At 58.4% G+C, this 18504-nt stretch carries 18 protein-coding genes; 5 read left to right on the top strand and 13 right to left on the bottom strand.

What is annotated here, in order from left to right:
• Window positions 1-52 precede the first annotated feature (52 nt).
• The 10 genes from ACFQ14_RS04790 to rpsF form a co-directional block, all read right to left on the bottom strand.
• On the bottom strand, window positions 53-778 hold the full coding sequence (locus ACFQ14_RS04790; protein ID WP_377211563.1) for an SDR family NAD(P)-dependent oxidoreductase: 726 nt from the start codon (window positions 776-778) through the stop codon (window positions 53-55).
• Between the two features lie 3 nt (window positions 779-781).
• Complete coding sequence (purF, locus tag ACFQ14_RS04785; protein WP_377211562.1) at window positions 782-2251, bottom strand: amidophosphoribosyltransferase; 1470 nt, start codon at window positions 2249-2251, stop codon at window positions 782-784.
• A gap of 32 nt (window positions 2252-2283) precedes the next feature.
• Window positions 2284-2856 carry a CvpA family protein gene (locus ACFQ14_RS04780; RefSeq protein ID WP_377211561.1) on the bottom strand — a complete coding sequence of 191 codons (573 nt, stop codon included), beginning with the start codon at window positions 2854-2856 and terminating at the stop codon, window positions 2284-2286.
• 76 nt (window positions 2857-2932) lie between these two features.
• Window positions 2933-4354: a DNA repair protein RadA gene (gene radA, locus ACFQ14_RS04775; protein WP_377211560.1), complete on the bottom strand. Its 1422-nt coding sequence runs from the start codon at window positions 4352-4354 to the stop codon at window positions 2933-2935.
• A gap of 38 nt (window positions 4355-4392) precedes the next feature.
• Window positions 4393-5529: an alanine racemase gene (gene alr / locus ACFQ14_RS04770; RefSeq protein WP_377211559.1), complete on the bottom strand. Its 1137-nt coding sequence runs from the start codon at window positions 5527-5529 to the stop codon at window positions 4393-4395.
• A 2-nt stretch (window positions 5530-5531) separates the two neighbouring features.
• Window positions 5532-7013, bottom strand: coding sequence for a replicative DNA helicase (locus ACFQ14_RS04765; RefSeq protein ID WP_377211558.1), 1482 nt, complete (start codon window positions 7011-7013; stop codon window positions 5532-5534).
• Between the two features lie 228 nt (window positions 7014-7241).
• Entirely contained in the window at window positions 7242-7931 is a 690-nt protein-coding gene (gene rplI / locus ACFQ14_RS04760) for a 50S ribosomal protein L9 (protein ID WP_377211557.1), read from the bottom strand.
• A 27-nt stretch (window positions 7932-7958) separates the two neighbouring features.
• Window positions 7959-8909, bottom strand: a complete 951-nt coding sequence (locus tag ACFQ14_RS04755; protein WP_377211556.1) for a hypothetical protein — start codon at window positions 8907-8909, stop codon at window positions 7959-7961.
• A 176-nt stretch (window positions 8910-9085) separates the two neighbouring features.
• The gene (gene rpsR, locus ACFQ14_RS04750; protein ID WP_377211555.1) at window positions 9086-9334 is read right to left on the bottom strand and encodes a 30S ribosomal protein S18; all 249 of its coding nucleotides are present in this window, start codon (window positions 9332-9334) and stop codon (window positions 9086-9088) included.
• Between the two features lie 15 nt (window positions 9335-9349).
• Window positions 9350-9769, bottom strand: a complete 420-nt coding sequence (gene rpsF, locus ACFQ14_RS04745) for a 30S ribosomal protein S6 (RefSeq protein ID WP_377211554.1) — start codon at window positions 9767-9769, stop codon at window positions 9350-9352.
• A 372-nt stretch (window positions 9770-10141) separates the two neighbouring features.
• Between rpsF and ACFQ14_RS04740 the strand changes: the two genes are divergently transcribed.
• Window positions 10142-10987: a universal stress protein gene (locus ACFQ14_RS04740; protein ID WP_377211553.1), complete on the top strand. Its 846-nt coding sequence runs from the start codon at window positions 10142-10144 to the stop codon at window positions 10985-10987.
• Window position 10988: 1 nt separating this feature from the next.
• On the opposite strand, the gene ACFQ14_RS04735 is transcribed toward ACFQ14_RS04740, so the two are convergent.
• Genes ACFQ14_RS04735 through ade form a run of 3 tightly spaced genes read right to left on the bottom strand, consistent with a single transcriptional unit; the run spans window position 10989 to window position 14132 of the window.
• The gene (locus tag ACFQ14_RS04735; protein ID WP_377211552.1) at window positions 10989-11840 is read right to left on the bottom strand and encodes an EamA family transporter; all 852 of its coding nucleotides are present in this window, start codon (window positions 11838-11840) and stop codon (window positions 10989-10991) included.
• Entirely contained in the window at window positions 11837-12316 is a 480-nt protein-coding gene (locus tag ACFQ14_RS04730) for a GNAT family N-acetyltransferase (protein ID WP_377211551.1), read from the bottom strand. The genes ACFQ14_RS04735 and ACFQ14_RS04730 overlap by 4 nt, the downstream gene beginning before the upstream one ends.
• Window positions 12309-14132 carry an adenine deaminase gene (gene ade / locus ACFQ14_RS04725; protein ID WP_377211550.1) on the bottom strand — a complete coding sequence of 608 codons (1824 nt, stop codon included), beginning with the start codon at window positions 14130-14132 and terminating at the stop codon, window positions 12309-12311. Before ade ends, ACFQ14_RS04730 begins: the two co-directional genes overlap by 8 nt.
• Before the next feature lie 193 nt (window positions 14133-14325).
• On the opposite strand from ade, the gene ACFQ14_RS04720 reads away from it, so the two are divergent.
• From ACFQ14_RS04720 to ACFQ14_RS04705, 4 genes are all read left to right on the top strand, one after another.
• Window positions 14326-15117 carry an ABC transporter ATP-binding protein gene (locus ACFQ14_RS04720; RefSeq protein WP_377211549.1) on the top strand — a complete coding sequence of 264 codons (792 nt, stop codon included), beginning with the start codon at window positions 14326-14328 and terminating at the stop codon, window positions 15115-15117.
• Entirely contained in the window at window positions 15117-15818 is a 702-nt protein-coding gene (locus tag ACFQ14_RS04715) for an ABC transporter ATP-binding protein (RefSeq protein ID WP_377211548.1), read from the top strand. Before ACFQ14_RS04720 ends, ACFQ14_RS04715 begins: the two co-directional genes overlap by 1 nt.
• Window positions 15819-15995: 177 nt before the next feature.
• Window positions 15996-17006 (top strand): branched-chain amino acid ABC transporter permease, encoded by a 1011-nt coding sequence (locus tag ACFQ14_RS04710; protein WP_377211547.1) that lies wholly within the window; start codon window positions 15996-15998, stop codon window positions 17004-17006.
• Window positions 17003-18379, top strand: coding sequence for a branched-chain amino acid ABC transporter permease (locus ACFQ14_RS04705; RefSeq protein WP_377211546.1), 1377 nt, complete (start codon window positions 17003-17005; stop codon window positions 18377-18379). The genes ACFQ14_RS04710 and ACFQ14_RS04705 overlap by 4 nt, the downstream gene beginning before the upstream one ends.
• Window positions 18380-18504: the final 125 nt, after the last annotated feature.

The following is an 18504-nucleotide window of genomic DNA, read 5'->3' as shown; positions in this document are numbered from 1 at the left end:
CTTCTCCTACGCTCAAAAAGTAGGGGCTTATGGTTAAACGATTGTAAAACCGTCACATCCAAGCCTGGTCGGGAAAGCTGAAAATGCGGCCGGTTTCTTCGCATGAGGGCGATAGAAGATCGACCAAAGTTGGCACGATTGCTTCTGGCGGCGTGACCGTTTCCGGGTCTTCACCCGGCGCATATTGAGCCCGCATCTTGGTTCGCAGCGTGCCGGGATCGACGAGATTGATCTTCATCGCCGTCTTCTCATTTTCCCGAGCGTAGGAAATCACCATCGCCTCCAGCGCAGCCTTGGAAGCTGCGTAAGGGCCAACAAAAGGCCGCGTGGAGCGTGAGGCACCAGACGTCACAAAAAGCGCACGGCCAGCATCTGAAAGACGCAGCAACGGGTCGAGCGACCGAATCAGTCGGAAATTTGCGGTCACATTCACCGCCATCACATCGTCAAACGCTTTTGGCGTCATGTGGGGCAGGGGCGTTGGCGTACCAAGCATGCCTGCATTGCCCAACACTATGTCGAGCTTACCCCAGCGTTCGTGAATGGAGCCGCCAAGCCTGTCCAGCGCATCGAAATCTCTCAGATCAAGCGGCACCAACGTTGCGCTTCCACCGGCCTGTTTGATTTCGTCGTCAAGTTCTTCCAGCCCGCCTTGGGTGCGGGCAACGGCGATGACGTGAGCGCCGGCCTGCGCAAGACCAAGGGCTGCGTGATAGCCAACGCCACGCGAAGCGCCTGTGACGACCGCGAGCCGCTCTTCAAGAGATTGATCGCTCATGGATTATCCGGCCTCTGAAAGAACTGAGAACGGGCGCACTTTGGTGTCCGGATCGGCGTCCACGCCCTCTTTGTCCACCAAACGCGTTGGATATTCGCCCGTGAAGCAGGCATCGCAGAATTGCGGTGATTCACCGTTGCGTTGCGCCTCACCGACGGCCCGGTAGAGGCCATCAATTGTCAGGAAGCCAAGCGAGTCTACCTTTATGAAATCGGCCATTTCGTCCGTGCTCATGCGCGAGGCGAGGAGCTTCTGCTTTTCCGGCGTGTCCACGCCGTAGTAACAGCCGGAAATCGTCGGTGGGCTGGCGATGCGCATATGCACTTCAGCAGCACCCGCGTCGCGCACCATCGCGACGATCTTCTGGCTTGTCGTTCCACGCACGATGGAATCGTCGACCAAAACAACCCGCTTGCCCTCCAGCAATTTTCGGTTGGCGTTGTGCTTCAACTTCACGCCCATATGGCGAATGTTGTCTGTCGGTGCGATAAACGTGCGCCCGACATAGTGATTGCGGATGATGCCGAGTTCGAAAGGCAGCCCCGCTTCTTGCGCATAGCCGATGGCAGCGGGTGTGCCGGAATCCGGAACCGGCACGACGATATCGGCGTCGATATGCGTTTCGCGGGCCAGTTCCTCGCCAATCTTTTTGCGCACCGAATAGACGCTTTCGCCCTGCACGGAGGAATCGGGCCGCGCAAAATAGACGTATTCAAACACGCAGAAGCGCGACTTCGCTGGCTCAAACGGGAAATAGCTCTCGATGCCCTTGTCGGTGATGACAACCATTTCGCCCGGCTTGATGTCACGCACATAGCGCGCGCCTATAATATCGAGCGCACAGGTTTCTGAAGCCAGCACATAGCAACCATCCAGATCGCCCAGCACCAGCGGGCGCACGCCCAGTCCGTCGCGGCAACCGATCATTTTGCGCTGCGACATGGCCACCAGCGAAAACGCGCCTTCAATGCGGGCCACGGCGTCGGTGAGCCGCTCCACCAGCGAGGTTTTTTGGCTCATCGCAATGAGGTGCAAAATGACTTCGGTATCGGAAGTGGACGAGAAAATAGAGCCCTGCCGCTGCAAGTCGCGCATGATGGACGAGGCGTTTGTTAGATTGCCGTTATGCGCTAACGCAAAGCCACCGCCGGCGAAATCGGCAAAGAAAGGTTGCACATTGCGCATGCCACCATCGCCCGTCGTCGCGTAGCGGTTGTGGCCTATGGCGCTGTTGCCGGGCAGGCGAGCGATAACCGATGGCTTTGTGAAAGTATCGCCGATCAGCCCGACATGACGCTCTGCATAGAACGTGCCTTGGTCGCACGAAACAATGCCTGCTGCCTCTTGGCCGCGATGTTGCAGAGCATGCAAGCCAAGCGTGACAATTGTTGCCGCGTCGCTGTGGCCGTGGATGCCAAAAACCCCACACTCTTCCTGGAATTTGTCGGCCGCGTCGTCTTGATAGTCGGTCATTGTCTTGGCCTTTTGTTTCCGCAAGCGGGAAATCAGTTTTCTTCTGTCGGGGTGGCGTCTTGCTCGCCCGGCGTCTCGGGCGCTGCATCGCCCTTTAGCGCTTTGGAAATCAAATCTTCCAGATTGTCTGGCAGGGCATCGCGCAAACCTATGCCAATTGATTCCATCATGGGGCGGGATTTGGCTTCAGCAACCCATGTCGGTTCCTGATCGCCAGCAAGCCACAAAAAGCCCATCAATGTAACAATCACCAGCAGCGCGCCGCGCACGGCACCAAAGATGAACCCGAGTGTGCGGTCCAGAACACCGATGCGGCTATCGATGATCATGTCCGCCACCAGCATGGTGAGGTAGGATACGATGATCAACACGATTAGAAATATCACCAGTGCGGAGATAACTGCTAGCACCAACTCTTTGTCCGCAATGCTGGGGATCAAGTTGGCAACCGTAGGCATCAACATCTTGTAGAATGAGAATGCTGCGAACGCCGCCACAGCCCACGATATGATGGAGAAGATTTCGCGTGAAAATCCGCGTATCATCGCCAAGATGGCAGACACCAACATCACGACGATCAGGATACCGTCCAGCAGGAAAGGCATGGCCTTTTGCTCCGTTCAAATCGATGCGCAACGCGCACTTTAGGCCGACCGAACGAAGGTCGGTCTCAATCAGGTGTCATCTATTGCCAGCATCGTCTCCATCCTGCAAGGCATTGCCACCCTTAGCCAGCAGTTCAACCACAAGATCGGCGAGGCTGGAAATCGTATTGAGCCTCAAACCCGGTGCTTTTATGGCCTCGCTGCCAGCTGCGAAGGTCGCGCCCTCAAAGCCCAGTTTGCCCGCTTCCTTCAAGCGGCTTGCAGCCCGCGATACGGGGCGCAAGTGGCCGGAAAGACTGACTTCTCCGAAATAAACGAAATTCTCGGGCAGCGGCGTGTTGGCAAGCGATGACACGAGCGCGGCCGCAACCGCTAGATCCGCCGCCGGTTCGGAAATGCGGAAACCGCCTGCAACATTAAGATACACATCGTGACTGCCCAGCCGCACACCGCAATGGGCCTCCAGCACAGCAAGGATCATCGACAGGCGCGAAGAATCCCACCCCACAACGGCCCGACGCGGTGTGCCAAGCGAGGACGGCGCGACGAGTGCCTGAATTTCCACCAAGACGCAGCGCTGCCCCTCCATGCCCGCAAACACGGCGGCACCTGGCGCAGCACCGTTGCGCTCGCCCAGAAACAGTTCCGACGGATTGAGAACCTGCCGCAAGCCACCATCCGTCATTTCAAAAACGCCGATTTCATCGGTTGGCCCGAAGCGGTTTTTCACGCCGCGCAAAATACGGAAATGGTGGCCGCCTTCGCCCTCGAAATAGAGCACCGCATCCACCATGTGCTCCACAACCCGTGGACCGGCGATCTGCCCTTCCTTGGTGACGTGTCCCACCAGCACCAACGTCGAACCGGATTGCTTGGCATAACGGATCATTGCCTGCGCAGCGGAGCGCACTTGGCTGACTGTGCCCGGCGCAGACTCCACCGCGTCCGTCCACAGCGTTTGAATGGAGTCGATCACCACAAGGGCAGGGCGCTCTCCAGCCTCCAGCGTTGCGATGATGTTCTCAACATTGGTTTCGGCAACCAGTGATACAGGTGCATCAGCGCATTTCAGCCGCTGCGCCCGCAGTCGCACTTGCGCGATGGCCTCTTCGCCGGACACGTATACAACACCATGCCCCTTTCGCGCCAAGTGGGCGGATGCCTGCATCAAAAGTGTGGATTTGCCGATGCCGGGGTCGCCCCCCACCAGAAGCGCTGACCCACGCACAAAACCGCCGCCCGTCACACGGTCCAACTCGGAAATCTTGGTTTCGATGCGCGGCGCTTCGTCGGTCGTGCCATCCAGCGGCACTTTCTCGACCACACGACCCGGCTTGGTGGCGCGGCCGGGGCCCGAGGCGATGCCCGTCGAGGGGCTTTCCTCCACGAGCGTGTTCCACTCGTTGCAATGGTCGCACTTGCCTGACCAGCGCGGATGGGTGCCGCCGCAATTCTGGCAGACGAATTGAATCTTGGATTTGGACAGCGTTTTCACCATGGGCAAGAAAGAACATAAGAAGAACAAAAAGGCAAGCGCTATCCGCCGACATAAATCCGTTCGTAGCGTGCGCCCAATCCCGTCAGCAATTCGTAGCCGATTGTGCCTGCCGCGCGGGCCACATTATCGAGCGGCACGTTGGGGCCAATAAGCTCTATCCAATCGCCCTCTGCAATTTCATTCTTGGGAACATCAGTGACGTCAAATCCGCACATATCCATCGATATGCGTCCCACACCGCGCAGGCTGTGGCCTTTGAACCAAGCGGTTGCCGCTGGTGCGACCGCCCGCAGGGGCACGCCCATATTGCTTGCACTGCGCAGATAGCCGTCTGCGTAGCCAACCGAGACGTAGGCAATGCGGCTGTCGCGCTTCAGCGTCTCCGTTCCACCATATCCCACGCTGTCGCCCGCAGCGCCCTTGGTGATCTGCATAATACGCCCCTCAAGTGTTGCCACGGGGCGAACAGGATTGGCGACATCGTTCAACGCTTCGCCGCCATAAAGCGCCACGCCGGGACGAGCCAGATCGTAGGCGAAGTCGCCGCCCTGTAGGCTTGCTGCCGAATTGGCCGCCGAGCGCGGCACGTCAGGCAGCAGCGCCGACGTGTGTTCAAACACTTCGCGCTGAACCTCGCTCTTGGGATGGCCGATATCATCAGCGCACGCGAAGTGTGTCATCAGCAATTGAATGTCGAGATGCGGCATCAGATAATCGAGCGATACCACACGCTCCAGATCGCGCGGGCTCATGCCAACACGGCGCATCCCGCTGTCGATTTGTATTGCGCAGGGTGTAGGGGTGCCGAGTTCGCGGGCGAATGCGGCCCAACGCTCTACCTGATTCAAAGTGTTCAAAACCGGAATCAAGCCATTGGAATGAATCGCGCTTTCCGCTCCAGCAAACAGCCCATTCAGCACGAACACCCGCGAATCCGGTGCCGACGCCTTCACACGCATTCCTTCGGCAACCAGTGCCACGAAGAAAGTTCGGCAGCCCGCCACCCTCAGCGCGGGAACGGCGCGTTCAATCCCGCAGCCATAGGCATCGGCCTTGACGACGGCCCCGGCCTCTGGCGCACCGGAACTCTTGGCCAAATGCTGCCAGTTGGAAACGAGAGCCCCAAGATCGATGGTCAAACGACCGCCTGCCAGATCGGCCAGATCGACGGCCATGGTTACTCCATGCGCTCCGGCAGGTGGTCGTCCTCGGCCAGATCGGTAAAGCGGGTGAATTCGGGCTGAAACGCCAAGTTGGCGGTGCCGGTTGGGCCGTGGCGTTGTTTGGCGATGATGACGTCGGCCTTGCCACGTGCCATATCCACCTTGGTGCGCCACGTCTCGTATTCGGACGAGCCTTCTTCCGGCTCACGGTTTTGCAGATAATATTCCTCGCGATAAACGAACAGCACCACATCGGCGTCCTGCTCGATCGACCCCGATTCACGCAGGTCAGAGAGTTGCGGGCGTTTATCTTCGCGGTTTTCCACCTGTCGGGAAAGCTGTGACAAAGCCACGATGGGAACCTGCAATTCCTTGGCCAGCGCTTTCAGGCCCGTGGTGATTTCGGTGATTTCCTGCACGCGGTTGTCCGTGCGCTTGTTGCCAACCATTAGCTGCACATAGTCGATGATGAGCACGTCCAAGCCCCGCTGGCGCTTCAATCGCCGCGCGCGGGCGGCCAGTTGCGCGATGGAAATGCCGCCCGTCTGGTCGATATAGAGCGGAATGCGGTGCATCATCTGCGAACAGGCAACCAGTTTCTCAAATTCCGTGTCGTTTATTTCGCCCCGTCGGATTTTCGACGAAGAAATCTCCGTCTGCTCTGCGATAATTCGCGTTGCGAGCTGTTCCGCCGCCATTTCCAGCGAGAAGAAGCCGACAATCCCGCCATTCACCGCCTTGGATGTGCCATCGGGTTGAATTTCCGGCTCGTAGGCTTCGGCAATGTTGAACGCGATGTTGGTGGCCAACGATGTCTTCCCCATAGCGGGACGGCCAGCCAGAATGATCAAATCGGAAGGCTGCAAGCCGCCCATGCGGCTGTCGAGCGCGTTCATGCCCGTCGCGATGCCTGACAGGTTGCCATCGCGCTGGTGCGCTGCCGCTGCCATGTCGATTGCCAAGCCGACCGCAGAGCCGAAATCGGCAAAGCCGCCATCATAGCGGCCCGTTTCTGCCAGTTCGAACAGCCGACGTTCCGCTTCTTCAATCTGTACGGCAGGTGTAGCGTCCACTGGTGCATCGAAGGCAACATTGACCATGTCTTCGCCGATGCCGATCAGATTGCGGCGGATGGCAAGATCGTAAATCGAACGGCCATAGTCTTCGGCGTTGATGATCGTGGTCGCTTCCGCTGCCAGACGCGCCAGATAGGTGCCAACCGTCATCTCGCCGATCTTCTCTTCTTCCGGCAGGAAGGTTTTGATCGTGACCGGGTTGGCGCGTTTGCCTGCCCGAATCATTTCCGATGTCACTTTGTATATCTGGCGGTGCAGCGGTTCGTAGAAATGGTCGCCCTCAAGAAAATCCGACACGCGGTAAAACGCATCGTTGTTCACCAGCATGGCGCCAAGAAGTGCTTGTTCTGCCTCGATATTATGCGGTGCGGCGCGGTAGGGCACCGGGCCTGGAAGGATATTTTCTGCCGCATCAGCCATATCGTTTGCCCGTCTTCCTTCGTCAGTCTCACAAGAATCTTCGCGACCCTGAATAGCTTGGTGCGTCGCTTAAGCAAACAGAAGGCGGGTCACACTCGGCGACAAAATTATTTTCGCCGCTCCAGCAGGGATAGCGGGGAAAACCTCGGGCGAGGGCTTCCCATGAAAAAGGCCGTGCCGCGAAAAATGCGCGGCACGGCCCTTGATTTCCAGAGGTTTGAGGACGGCTTAGCTTTTCGCTTCGTCTTCCGACTGGGCTTCGTCACCCATGGTCATGTTTTCGGCCTGCTCTTCAATCTCGGTCTCTGCTTCGGCCTCAGCGGATTCCTCGCCGCCAAGATCGCCGTCGAGATCAACATCTTCAGGGTTTTCGAACACGTCTTCGATGGAGATTTCGTCTTCTGCTTCGTCGTCGCCATCAAACGCATCGCGGCGTGTGAGGTCTTCACCGGCTGCCTGACGCACCGCTTCGTCCTCGGAACGGGCTACGTTCATGGTGATTTCAGCTTCTACTTCAGGGTGGAGCATGATGGTCACCACGTGCAGGCCGATCACTTTGATGGGCTGTTGCAGTTCTACCATGCCACGGCTGACAGAGAATCCGGCTTCGTCCAGCGTTGACGTGATATCGCGGGCTGCGACCGAGCCATAAAGCTGGCCGGTTTCGCCAGCGGAACGCACGGCGATATATGTGTTGCCGTTGAGCTTGTCTGCAATTGCCTGCGCTTCTTTCTTGCGCTCTTCGTTGCGGGTTTCCAGATCGGCGCGTTGGGCTTCGAAATGGGCCATGTTGGCTTTGTTGGCACGCAGTGCTTTGCCTTGTGGCAAGAGGTAGTTGCGGGCGTAACCGGGTTTGACTGTTACGACATCGCCGAGTTGGCCAAGTTTTGCAACGCGTTCGAGAAGAATGACATCCATGGGATATTCCTTTGGTGTTTTAGATATTCAGGTTGAAGAGGGAGGGCCGCCGCGCCGTGCGCGAAGCCCTGTGAAGGTTTCGACCAATCCGAGGATCAGCATGAAAAAAGCGGGAATGAGCGTGAGAAAAGTAAACGCGTAGGTGGTGCCGAGCAGCAGCCCCCGCGCAGCCACGCCGCGCGTGAGGTCGTGCAGCACAGCAAAGCCGGTCAGCATAAGCGCAGCGCCCGTAGCGCCCGCGACAACTTTCGCGGCGAGGCCGACTGTGCCACCGAAGAACGATATCAGCAGAGCGGCCGCAAAGACGCCGACCAGACCCAATTCCACACCTGTCATCGACGGAATGTCGTCTTTTGGCCGCAGCATCCAGCCGTTTGCACGGGCGATGCGGGCACCAAAGCTCAAGTTCCAGACATAAGTAATGAGCAGAAAGGCGGGGGCGAACATCGGGAAAAAGCCAACAATTTGCGCCGCCGATTGTCCAATCTGCTCTTGAGAGGGAACAGCCAAATTGGGGTTCTGTTCTCCAGCCGCCGTCATCATGGCAGTCAGGCTTTCGTTGACATAGGCGTTCAAGCCTTCGCCGTTCAGGCCATTGATGTAGCCGATGGCGATCACTGAGCCTGCAGCAAGAAACGCCAGTCTGGTTAGTATCGTTGAGAGTGGGAACCAGTTAGCGTCACCATCGTCGTAAGACACCAGCCCGGCCATGTGTCCGGCCCAAATGCCCGGCAGCAGGGAAAACACGAAAACTGAGATGCCGTTGACCGGCCCGAGAAATGCGCCAAAAGCAATAGCGCCCATCAAACCGCTAATCACGCCCGCTTTGGTGCCGAAGCCAAGCGCACTGACGCAAACGGGGGTGGCGGCAAACAAAAACAACATTGCGCCCAACCCGCCGAGCCGCAAAGGCGCGGCCAGCATTAGGGCTGAAATCAGCCCGCAAACGATTGCGATGAGGAGTGCTCTGCTGGTCATCTGTCTCGCTGTCCTGAAGCACTTAGCTTCAGTTAGGCCGGCACGCTGGCCAACCAACATGGTTGAAAGGGGTGCGCTCGTTACAAACGCACAGGGGCTGAACCACAGCCCGTGATAGTCGTCAAAAAGTCGGTTGCCGCAGCGCCATCGGTCAGACGGCGCTGCGGCGAGGATGCTTACTTGATTACGTAAGGGATCAGCGCAAGGAAACGGGCGCGTTTGATGGCACGGGCCAATTCACGCTGTTTCTTCAGGCTGACAGCTGTAATGCGGGAAGGCACAATCTTGCCGCGCTCGGAAATGTAGCGCTGCAGGAGTTTCACGTCCTTGTAATCGATTGTCTGGGCGTTTTCGCCAGTGAAAGGGCAGGTTTTGCGGCGACGCTGAAACGGGCGGCGCGATGGCATCTGTTCGATGGCAACCATGGTCTTATCTCTCTCTTATTCTGCTGCTGGCGCGTCTTCGCGCGGACGGCGTTCGCCGCGATCCGGGCGGTCACCACGGTCACCACCACGCGGTGGACGGCGATCATCGCGGTCGCTCTTGCGCAGCATGGCCGATGGGCCTTCTTCGTGCTCTTCAACGCGGATCGTCATGTAACGCAGCACATCTTCGTGCAGGCGCATCTGACGCTCCATTTCTGCGACAGCAGCCGATGGCGCGTCGATGTTCATCAGCGCATAGTGCGCTTTGCGGTTTTTGTTGACGCGGTAGGGCAGGGTTTTCAAACCCCAGTTCTCAATCTTGCCGACCGAGCCACCATTGGCTTCCAGAACACCTTTGAAGTGTTCCACAAGCGTATCAACCTGCTGGGACGAAACGTCCTGACGGGCCATGAAAATATGTTCGTAAAGGGCCAATGCCTTTGTCCTTTTTGTTTGAGCTTCCAGCGCAAAGCCTCATCAACGCTTGGGTCACAGCCGAAAAGGGCCGCAAAAGGCGCGATAAAGAAGTGTCGAGAGCGGAGACACGGGAAGGACAGCAATCAATGAAAGCCTGGTTTTTCAGCGCCTAAGCTAAAGAAAAACCCCATCCGTTCAGCCACCAGCCGGAAGCCCGACCTTCGTGTGCGCGGTGGGATATACAGCATAACCGCTCGATTGCAAGGGTTTGCCAAGAGGGCTACCGAAGCACTTGTGGCTGAGCGGCGCAATTTGATCTGCATCAAGGAACGCAAGGGTGTGATATTGCATTAGTTACTCATCAATTTGCCGAACAAAGCGAGCGCATCCATGGCCTTCAAAGACATTCTCGTTCACATCGATTCCAGCGATGCCTGCACCGACCGCGTTGCGGCGGCTTTGGCGCTGGCGGAACGCCACGAGGCGCGGGTGATTGGCGCGGCTCTGGCGCTTGAATCGACCATTTCGTCCTATGTCGGCATCGCCATTCCGGCCTCTCTGGTCTCGCAGCAAAAAGAGATCGTTCAAAAAAGCGCCGAAGAAGCGGTTGCGAAGTTCACCGAAGCCGCCAAAGCGGCCGGCGTGGCGCACGACAGCGTGGTGATCTCCTGTTCGGCTTCTAAAGCACCGGCTCGCTTGGCCTATCATGCCCGCCATGTGGATTTGACCTTTATGGGCCAGCCCAACCCGGACGATGACAATGCCAGCTTCAACGAAACCCTGCTCGATGGCGTTCTCTTCGCCTCGGGTCGACCTGTTTATGTGGTGCCCTATATCGGCCGCAACATCCGCCCCATCCGCAAAGCGGTGATCGCCTGGGATGGCGGCAAAAAGGCCGTGCGTGCGCTCAACGACGCGATCCCGATCCTGAAAGACCGCAATGAGGTGATCGTCCTCGTCATCAACCCCGATGATCGGGGCGATGCCCATGGCGACAAGCCGGGCGCGGAAATCGCGGCCCATCTGGCCCGTCACGGCATTGAAGCGAAGGTCGATCTTCACGTAGCGCCGGACGCTTCAGCCGACAATCTGATCTTGAACTACCTGTCTGACACTGGCGCAGACCTGCTCGTCATGGGCGCATACAGCCATTCCCGCCTGCGCGAGCGGGCGTTTGGCGGGGTGACGAACACGATTCTGAAGCAGATGATTACGCCGGTCCTGATGGCCGAGTAATTCAGCCGTTCATCCGCAGCAGCAGCACACCGCTCAACACCAGGACGGTTGCCACCACCTTGCCGATGGTCAGGCGTTCCTTCAGGAAAACCACGCCGAGAAACAGGGCGAAAACGGTGCTGGTTTCTCGCAGTGCAGTCACAAGCGCAATCGGCGCTTGTGTCATCGCCCAAACAACCATCACGTAAGCCAATACAGACCCTGCGCCGCCGAAAACGAATGTGCGCTGCGCCTGCGGTTGCGTGAACACCGCTTTCAGGGCAGGGCGGTTTACGATGCCGATGATGATGGCGAAAACGAGCGCATTTATCGTCGTCATCCAGGCGATATAACCAACAGCCGAGCCCGCCGCTCTCGCACCAAGGCCGTCGACGACGGAATAGGAAGCGATGAAACAACCCGTCATCAGCGCCGCGCCCACGGCTTGCGGGTTGCGCAGCCCATCGGTCTGGCGCAGAAGGGCAAGGCAGAAGATGCCTGCCACAACCAACGCCACCGCCGCCAATTGCGGCGCGGAGAAAGCTATCCCCAAAACGAACACCGAAAACAGCATCACCAGCGCCGGCCCGCTGCCCCGCGCAATCGGATAGACCTGCGTGAAATCCCCCAGCCGGTAGGCCAGCATCAGCGCCAGTTGATAGCCCGTATGAATGAACACCGAGCCGATCAAATAGGGCAGGGCTTCAATCTTTGGCATTGGCACGAACGGCATAGCCAGAAGCGCCAAAGGCGCATGGCCAACCGTCACGGCGGTCATAGAAACCACCTTGTCGCCGGTCGATTTCACAAGCGCATTCCAGGAAGCATGAATAGCCGCCGCCAGAAGCACCATAAGAAAGACGGTGAGGGTCAAGCGCTTGTTCTTTCGCCCAACTTCAGCTCCATCAGCGGCAGAAACCGCCCTTCGATGGAACCGGAAGGTTCTTGCCCGATCACCGCAAAGCCGAGCTTCTCGTAAAATCCGGTCGAGAGCGGTTCCGATGTTAAGGTGAGGCGCTTCAATCCATGCGCCCCCGCTCGCTCCAGCAATTGCGCCCAGATGAGGCGCCCAACCCCGCTGCCGCGAAGGTCTGGCGCGATGAAAAACGTCTTGATCTCCCCTTCGCGCTTTTCCAGATCCAATCGCAGTGCGCCGACACCGATGAGTTGCCCATCGCGGTCCAATCCCCAAAACTCGGCATTTTCAAGATCACCCGGCGTAACGGTCAACTCGTCCTCACACTGCGCCATAAAGGCTTCGTCGTAGCCCAGCGAACGCTTTGAGTTGAGGCAAAGCCCGGTGATGTGATCGCACTCGTCAGCACGAGGGCGGCGCATTGTGTCAGACAAACAAATCCACCTTCTGAAACGTCCGAACGTCCACCAACCCAATATCGGATATCCGCAATTCGGGGATCACGACGAGCGCCAGAAGTGAGTGCTGCATGTAGGCGTTGTTGAGGGTGCAGCCGCATTCGGCCATGGCGGCGGTGAGCCTGTCGGCTTTGGCGGCGACGATTTCGGCGCGCTCGTCTGACATTAGCCCCGCAATCGGCATTTCGATCATTGCCAACTCTGCACCCTCGCGAAATAGCGTTACGCCGCCGCCAACTTCCCGCAATCGGTTGGCGGCAAGCGCCATGTCCTCTTTGGATGTCCCGACGACGATCATTTGGTGGCTGTCATGGGCCACCGTCGAGGCCATCGCACAGGGCACGTTATAGCCGAACCCTGACACCAAGCCGTTCACAACGCCGCCGGTTGCCCGGTGGCGCTCAACCAGCGCGATCTGGCAGAGGTCAGCTTCAACATCGCAATCCACCAGCCCGCCAGCCACCGAAACATCGCGCTCCAATGCCACGGTCGGTGCCTGGTTCTCCACCATTCCGATCACCCGCGCCTTCACCTGTCCCTCAGTCACAGGCGCTGCAATATCGAAATCCTGCGCGGTCAAATCCCGCTTCATGTTGATCGTGTTCTTCGCGCTGTCGGGATAGGTCGCTTCCGGCAAATCGGCCACCATTACCCCATCCCGCGCCAGTTCGCGCCCATGGGCGAAGACGCTGGAAATGGTCAGCCTCTCCAGATCATCCACAAGCAGAAAATCCGCCAGCCGCCCCGGCGCGATCGACCCCAATTCACGCTCCAGCCCGAAATGTTGTGCAGTGTTCAAAGTGGCCATCTGAATGGCGGTCACAGGCGCAACGCCACATTCGATGGCGTGTTTGACGACGCGGTTCATATGGCCTTCGTTCACCAGCGTGCCGGAATGGCAATCGTCTGTGCACAGAATAAAGTTGCGCGGGTCCAGCCCGTCTTCGGTGATGCCGCGCACGCCTTCTTTAACGTCGTACCAAGCCGACCCCAGCCGGATCATTGCCTTCATGCCCTGCCGCACGCGGGCAATCGCGTCTTCCTTGCGCGTGCCTTCATGATCATCCGCCGGCCCACCGGCGGCATAGGCGTGGAAGGCGTGGTCTAGCACGGGCGAGGCGAAATGCCCGCCAACGGTCTTGCCCGCAGCCATCGTTGCCGCCACTTCGCCGCTCATGCGCGGTGTGTTGGCCGCAACACCGGGAAAATCCATCACTTCCCCAAGGCCAATGATGTTCGGCCACGCCATGGCCTGCGCGATGTCCTCCGGCCCCAGCGAGGCGGCCGCGTTCTCCAAGCCCGGCGCAGACGGCACGCAGGACGGCATCTGCACGTAAACATTCGTCGGCATTCCCATCGCTTCATCGTGCATCAACCGAACGCCTGCCATGCCGAGCACATTGGCGATTTCGTGGGGGTCAATGAACATGCTTGTCGTGCCATGGGGAATGACGGCGCGGCAAAATTCGCTCACCGTCACCATGCCGGATTCCACATGCATGTGCGCATCGCACAGGCCCGGAACCAAATAGCGTCCTTCGGCGTCGACCACCCGCGTATCCGCCCCAATGCAATGGCTCGCATCCGGCCCGCAATAGGCAAAACGGCCACCTGAAATCGCAAGGTCGGTTTCGTCGATCACTTCGCCTGAATACACATTCACCCATCGCCCGCCGCGCACCACCAGATCAGCGGCTTTGCGGCCCATCGCAACATCCACCAATTGTGGTGCCATCTGCGCCCACGGAGTAGGGCGGTTTGGTTTTGGGAAAGGCTGTTCTTCAGCGGCCATATGCCTGCCTCCTGTCGGCGAGAATACAAACACAATGGTGCCGCAGGCCAAGCGCGGCAACAAGCGCAAATGCGAACAGCTGGCCCACAGCACCAGATTGCCTGTTGCGCCTATCGTGACCTTGTTCTAACTCATCGCAGCATTTTGGTTGAGTATGGGGTCCGCACAGGCTCCCATTTTGTGTTGAGGCCCTATGATCCGAGTTGAGGCATTGAGCAAACAGTTTGGCGGCGTCCGTGCCGTCAACGATGCATCGCTCGAAATCGGCAAAGGCTCCATCACTGGCCTGATTGGCCCCAACGGTGCGGGCAAAACAACCCTGTTCAACATCGTCGCCGGCCTGTTCCCGCCCACGTCAGGCAAGGTCTATCTTGACGGTGAGGACGTAACGGGCCTGCCGCCCCACGAATTGTTTGCCAAAGGCCTGTTGCGCACTTTCCAGATCGCCCACGAATTCTCCACGCTTTCGGTGCTGGAAAACCTGATGATGGTGCCTGCCGATCAAAAGGGCGAGACGCTGTGGAATGCTTGGTTCCGCCGCGGCGAGGTGAAAGCACAAGAGGCCGAAATCCGCGACCGCGCGCTGGACGTGATCGAATTTCTCAATCTTACCCACCTCGTCGGCGAACGCGCTGGCAATCTCTCCGGCGGTCAAAAGAAACTGTTGGAACTGGGCCGCACCATGATGGTCGACGCTAAGGTCGTGCTGCTCGATGAGGTCGGCGCTGGCGTCAACCGCACGCTGCTGGCTGAAATTGGCGATGCGATCCTGCGCCTCAATGAAGAGCGTGGCTACACGTTTTGCATGATCGAACACGACATGGATTTCATCGGCCGCCTCTGCGACCCTGTCATCGTAATGGCCGAAGGTGCTGTGCTGGCCAAAGGTACGGCGGACGAGGTGAAGAACAACGAGGAGGTCATCGAGGCCTATCTCGGACGCGGTTTGAAGAACAAAACTCCGGCCAAGAAGGCGAAAGCCTGATGTTTTGCATGGGCGAAAATCTGACCGGCGGTTACGGCGGCGCAGACATTCTCAAAGGCTGCACCATCGGCGTTGAGCAAGGCGAAATCGCCGTCATCGTTGGCCCCAACGGCGCGGGCAAGTCCACTGCCATGAAGGCCATGCTGGGCATGCTTGATCTGCGCGAGGGGCAGGTGACGCTGGATGGCAAGGACATCACCAACTTCTCCCCCCAAGCGCGCATCGCGGCAGGCATCGCCTTCGTACCTCAGACGAGCAACGTTTTCACCGGCATGAGCGTGGAAGAAAATCTGGAAATGGGAGCTTTCCTGCGCGAAGACGACTTCACCGTCACCCGAGATGAAATCTACGACCTGTTCCCCATCCTGCGCGAAAAGCGCAACCAATTGGCGGGCGAGCTTTCCGGCGGTCAGCGCCAGCAGGTTGCCGTGGGCCGGGCGCTTATGACCCAACCTTCTGTTTTGATGCTCGACGAACCCACGGCGGGCGTCTCGCCCATCGTGATGGACGAACTCTTCGACCGCATTCTGGAAATCCGCGAGACGGGCGTTGCTATCCTTATGGTCGAACAAAACGCCCGCCAAGCACTCAACATCGCCGATCGTGGCTACGTTCTGGTCACTGGCGAAAACCGCTTCACGGACACGGGCGAGGCGCTGCTTGCCAATCCCGAAGTCCGCAAAAGTTTTCTGGGGGGATGATGATGAACGAACTTTCCCCCACCCGGATCAGCGTTGGTTCTCCGGCCTCCCCTCAAGGGGGAGGCAGCGCCATGCCGTTTCGATCTCTCTTCGCCTCCACCTATGGGGGAGGCCCAAGAGGCGTAGCCGATTGGGGTGGGGGCGCAACCGTGCTTACCCATAGGCAAGGAGCATAGTATGGAGGTTCTAGACGCCCTCGTCCTGTTCGCCAATTTCGTGCTCATTCCCGGCCTCGCCTACGGCTCACAGCTGGCGCTGGGGGCGCTGGGCATCACGTTGCTCTACTCCATCCTACGCTTTGCCAATTTCGCCCACGGCGACACGATGGCGTTCGGAACGATGGTGACGATCCTGTTTACGTGGTGGTTCCAGAGCCTTGGCCTTTCGCTTGGCTTCCTGCCAACCGCGCTGCTGGCTCTGCCGTTTGGCGTCGCTTTCACAGCCGCCTTCGCGTTGCTCACCGACAAGCTGGTCTATTCTCATTACAGACTGGTCAAAGCCCCGCCGATCCGCATGGTTATGGCCTCGGTCGGCGTGATGTTCGTCATGAATGGCATCGTGCGCTTCATCATCGGGCCGGACGATCAGAACTTCTTCGACGGCGAACGCTTCATTGTTCGCGCCCGCGATTTCCGTGACGCGCTGGGTTTGGAGGAAGGCTTGGCGATCAAGTCTTCGCAATTGCTCACTGTTGTTGTCGCCGTCATTTTGGTGGCAGCGCTCTTCTGGTTCCTCAACAAAACCCGCACTGGCAAGTCCATGCGCGCCTTCTCCGACAACGAAGACTTGGCGCTCCTTTCGGGCATCGATCCCAAAAAAGTTGTTGCCGTCACATGGATCATCGCCGCCGCGCTGGCCACCATTGCAGGCGTGCTTTACGGCCTCGACAAGAGCTTCAAGCCGTTCACCTATTTCCAATTGCTGCTGCCGATGTTTGCCGCTGCCATTGTCGGCGGTGTGGGGCAGCCGGTTGGAGCTATTTTGGGTGGCTTCGTCGTGGCTTTCTCTGAAGTTCTCGTCACCTATGCCTACAAAAAGTTCCTGACCTACCTCGTGCCCGAAAGCTGGGCGCCGGACGGGCTGATGCAATTGCTATCGACGGATTATAAATTCGCCGTCTCATTCATCATTCTGGTTCTGGTCCTGCTCGTGCGCCCGACCGGCCTGCTGAAAGGGAAAGTAATATGACCCTGCAAGGCAATTCCCGCGCCGTCTTTGTTTTCACGATCATGGCCGTGCTGCTGCTAATCGTCGGCTATTTCCAGTCGTGGAACGTCATGCTGTCGATCCTGAATTTGTGCATCATCTCCGCCATTATGGCGCTGGGGGTGAACATTCAGTGGGGCTACGCGGGCCTGTTCAATGTCGGGATCATGGGCTTCGCGGCACTCGGCGGTGTAGCCGCTTTGCTCGTGTCCAAACCACCCGTGCCAACCGCATGGGCAGCAGGTGGCCTGGGCATTTTGGGGGCAGGGGTGCTAACTGCCATGGTCGCCGCCGCAATCTGGTTCATCGTCAAGCGAATGCGCTCAGGCGGCACGAAGAACGCGGTGATCTTCATTGTCGCTCTCGGCGGTTATTTCCTTATTCGTTCGGTCTACGATCCGGCGGTCAATGCGATTGAGGCAGATAATCCCGCGAGTTCCGGCTATCTCGGCGGTTTGGGCTTGCCGATCATTTTTTCATGGTTCGTGGGTGGCCTATTCGCCGCTGGTATCGCGTGGTTCATCGGCAAGGTCGCTCTTGGCCTGCGTTCCGACTATCTCGCTATCGCCACGCTCGGCATTTCCGAAATTCTCATCGCCACGATGAAAAACGAAGACTGGCTCACCCGCGGCGTGAAAAACGTTACCGGCTTGGACCGCCCCGTGCCATACGAATTGCAGCTTCAGGAAAGTGAAGTCTTTGCGGGCTGGGTAGAGTGGTTTTTCTCCAGTCGTCTCGAAGGGCTGACAGGAGACGCCCGTACCACCGTTCTGCGAGATGCGGTCATCGAAGGTTCCAGCCTTTTCGTGAAACTGTGCTACACGGGCCTCTTCACCGCCGTTCTGCTGGCTGTCTTGGCGCTGTGTGTTTTGGCGCTCGCGTCGCCTTGGGGGCGCATGGTGCGTGCCATTCGCGACAATGAAGTATCGGCCGCGGCAATGGGCAAGAATGTCACCCGTCGCCATTTGCAAATTTTCATTCTGGGTTCAGCGGTCGTCGGAATTGCAGGTGCAATGCTCACCACGCTGGACGGGCAATTCACCCCGTCGACCTACCAGCCCTTGCGCTACACGTTCCTCATCTGGGTGATGGTGATCGTTGGCGGTTCGGGCAACAATCTTGGCGCTGTCTTCGGCGGGTTTCTCATCTGGTTCATTTGGATCGAGGCCGAACCCGTAGGCAATTGGTTCATGGGAGTGGTCACACAAGGCATGGAAGATGGTTCGTGGCTTCGCACACACCTGCTCGACAGTGCCCAACACATGCGCCTCATCATCATGGGTGCGGTGATGCTTCTTGTCATGCGCTTTTCGCCCGGCGGCGTGCTGCCGGAACGACAACAATCCCAGGCGTAAGGAGGCTTGCGAAAACCATTTGCAATTGCCCATTAAAAAATGGGAAATTGCAGACAGATAGAGAAGGGGGGCTTCAAACCCTTTCTAATCGAACGACGTCAAACCAAAACGATCCGCTGCGCCAA

The organism is Pseudahrensia aquimaris, assembly GCF_042676045.1.
GTDB lineage: Bacteria > Pseudomonadota > Alphaproteobacteria > Rhizobiales > Rhizobiaceae > Pseudahrensia > Pseudahrensia aquimaris.
Note: the sequence above shows the minus strand (reverse complement) of the source record. Positions and strands in the feature narration are given on the sequence as shown.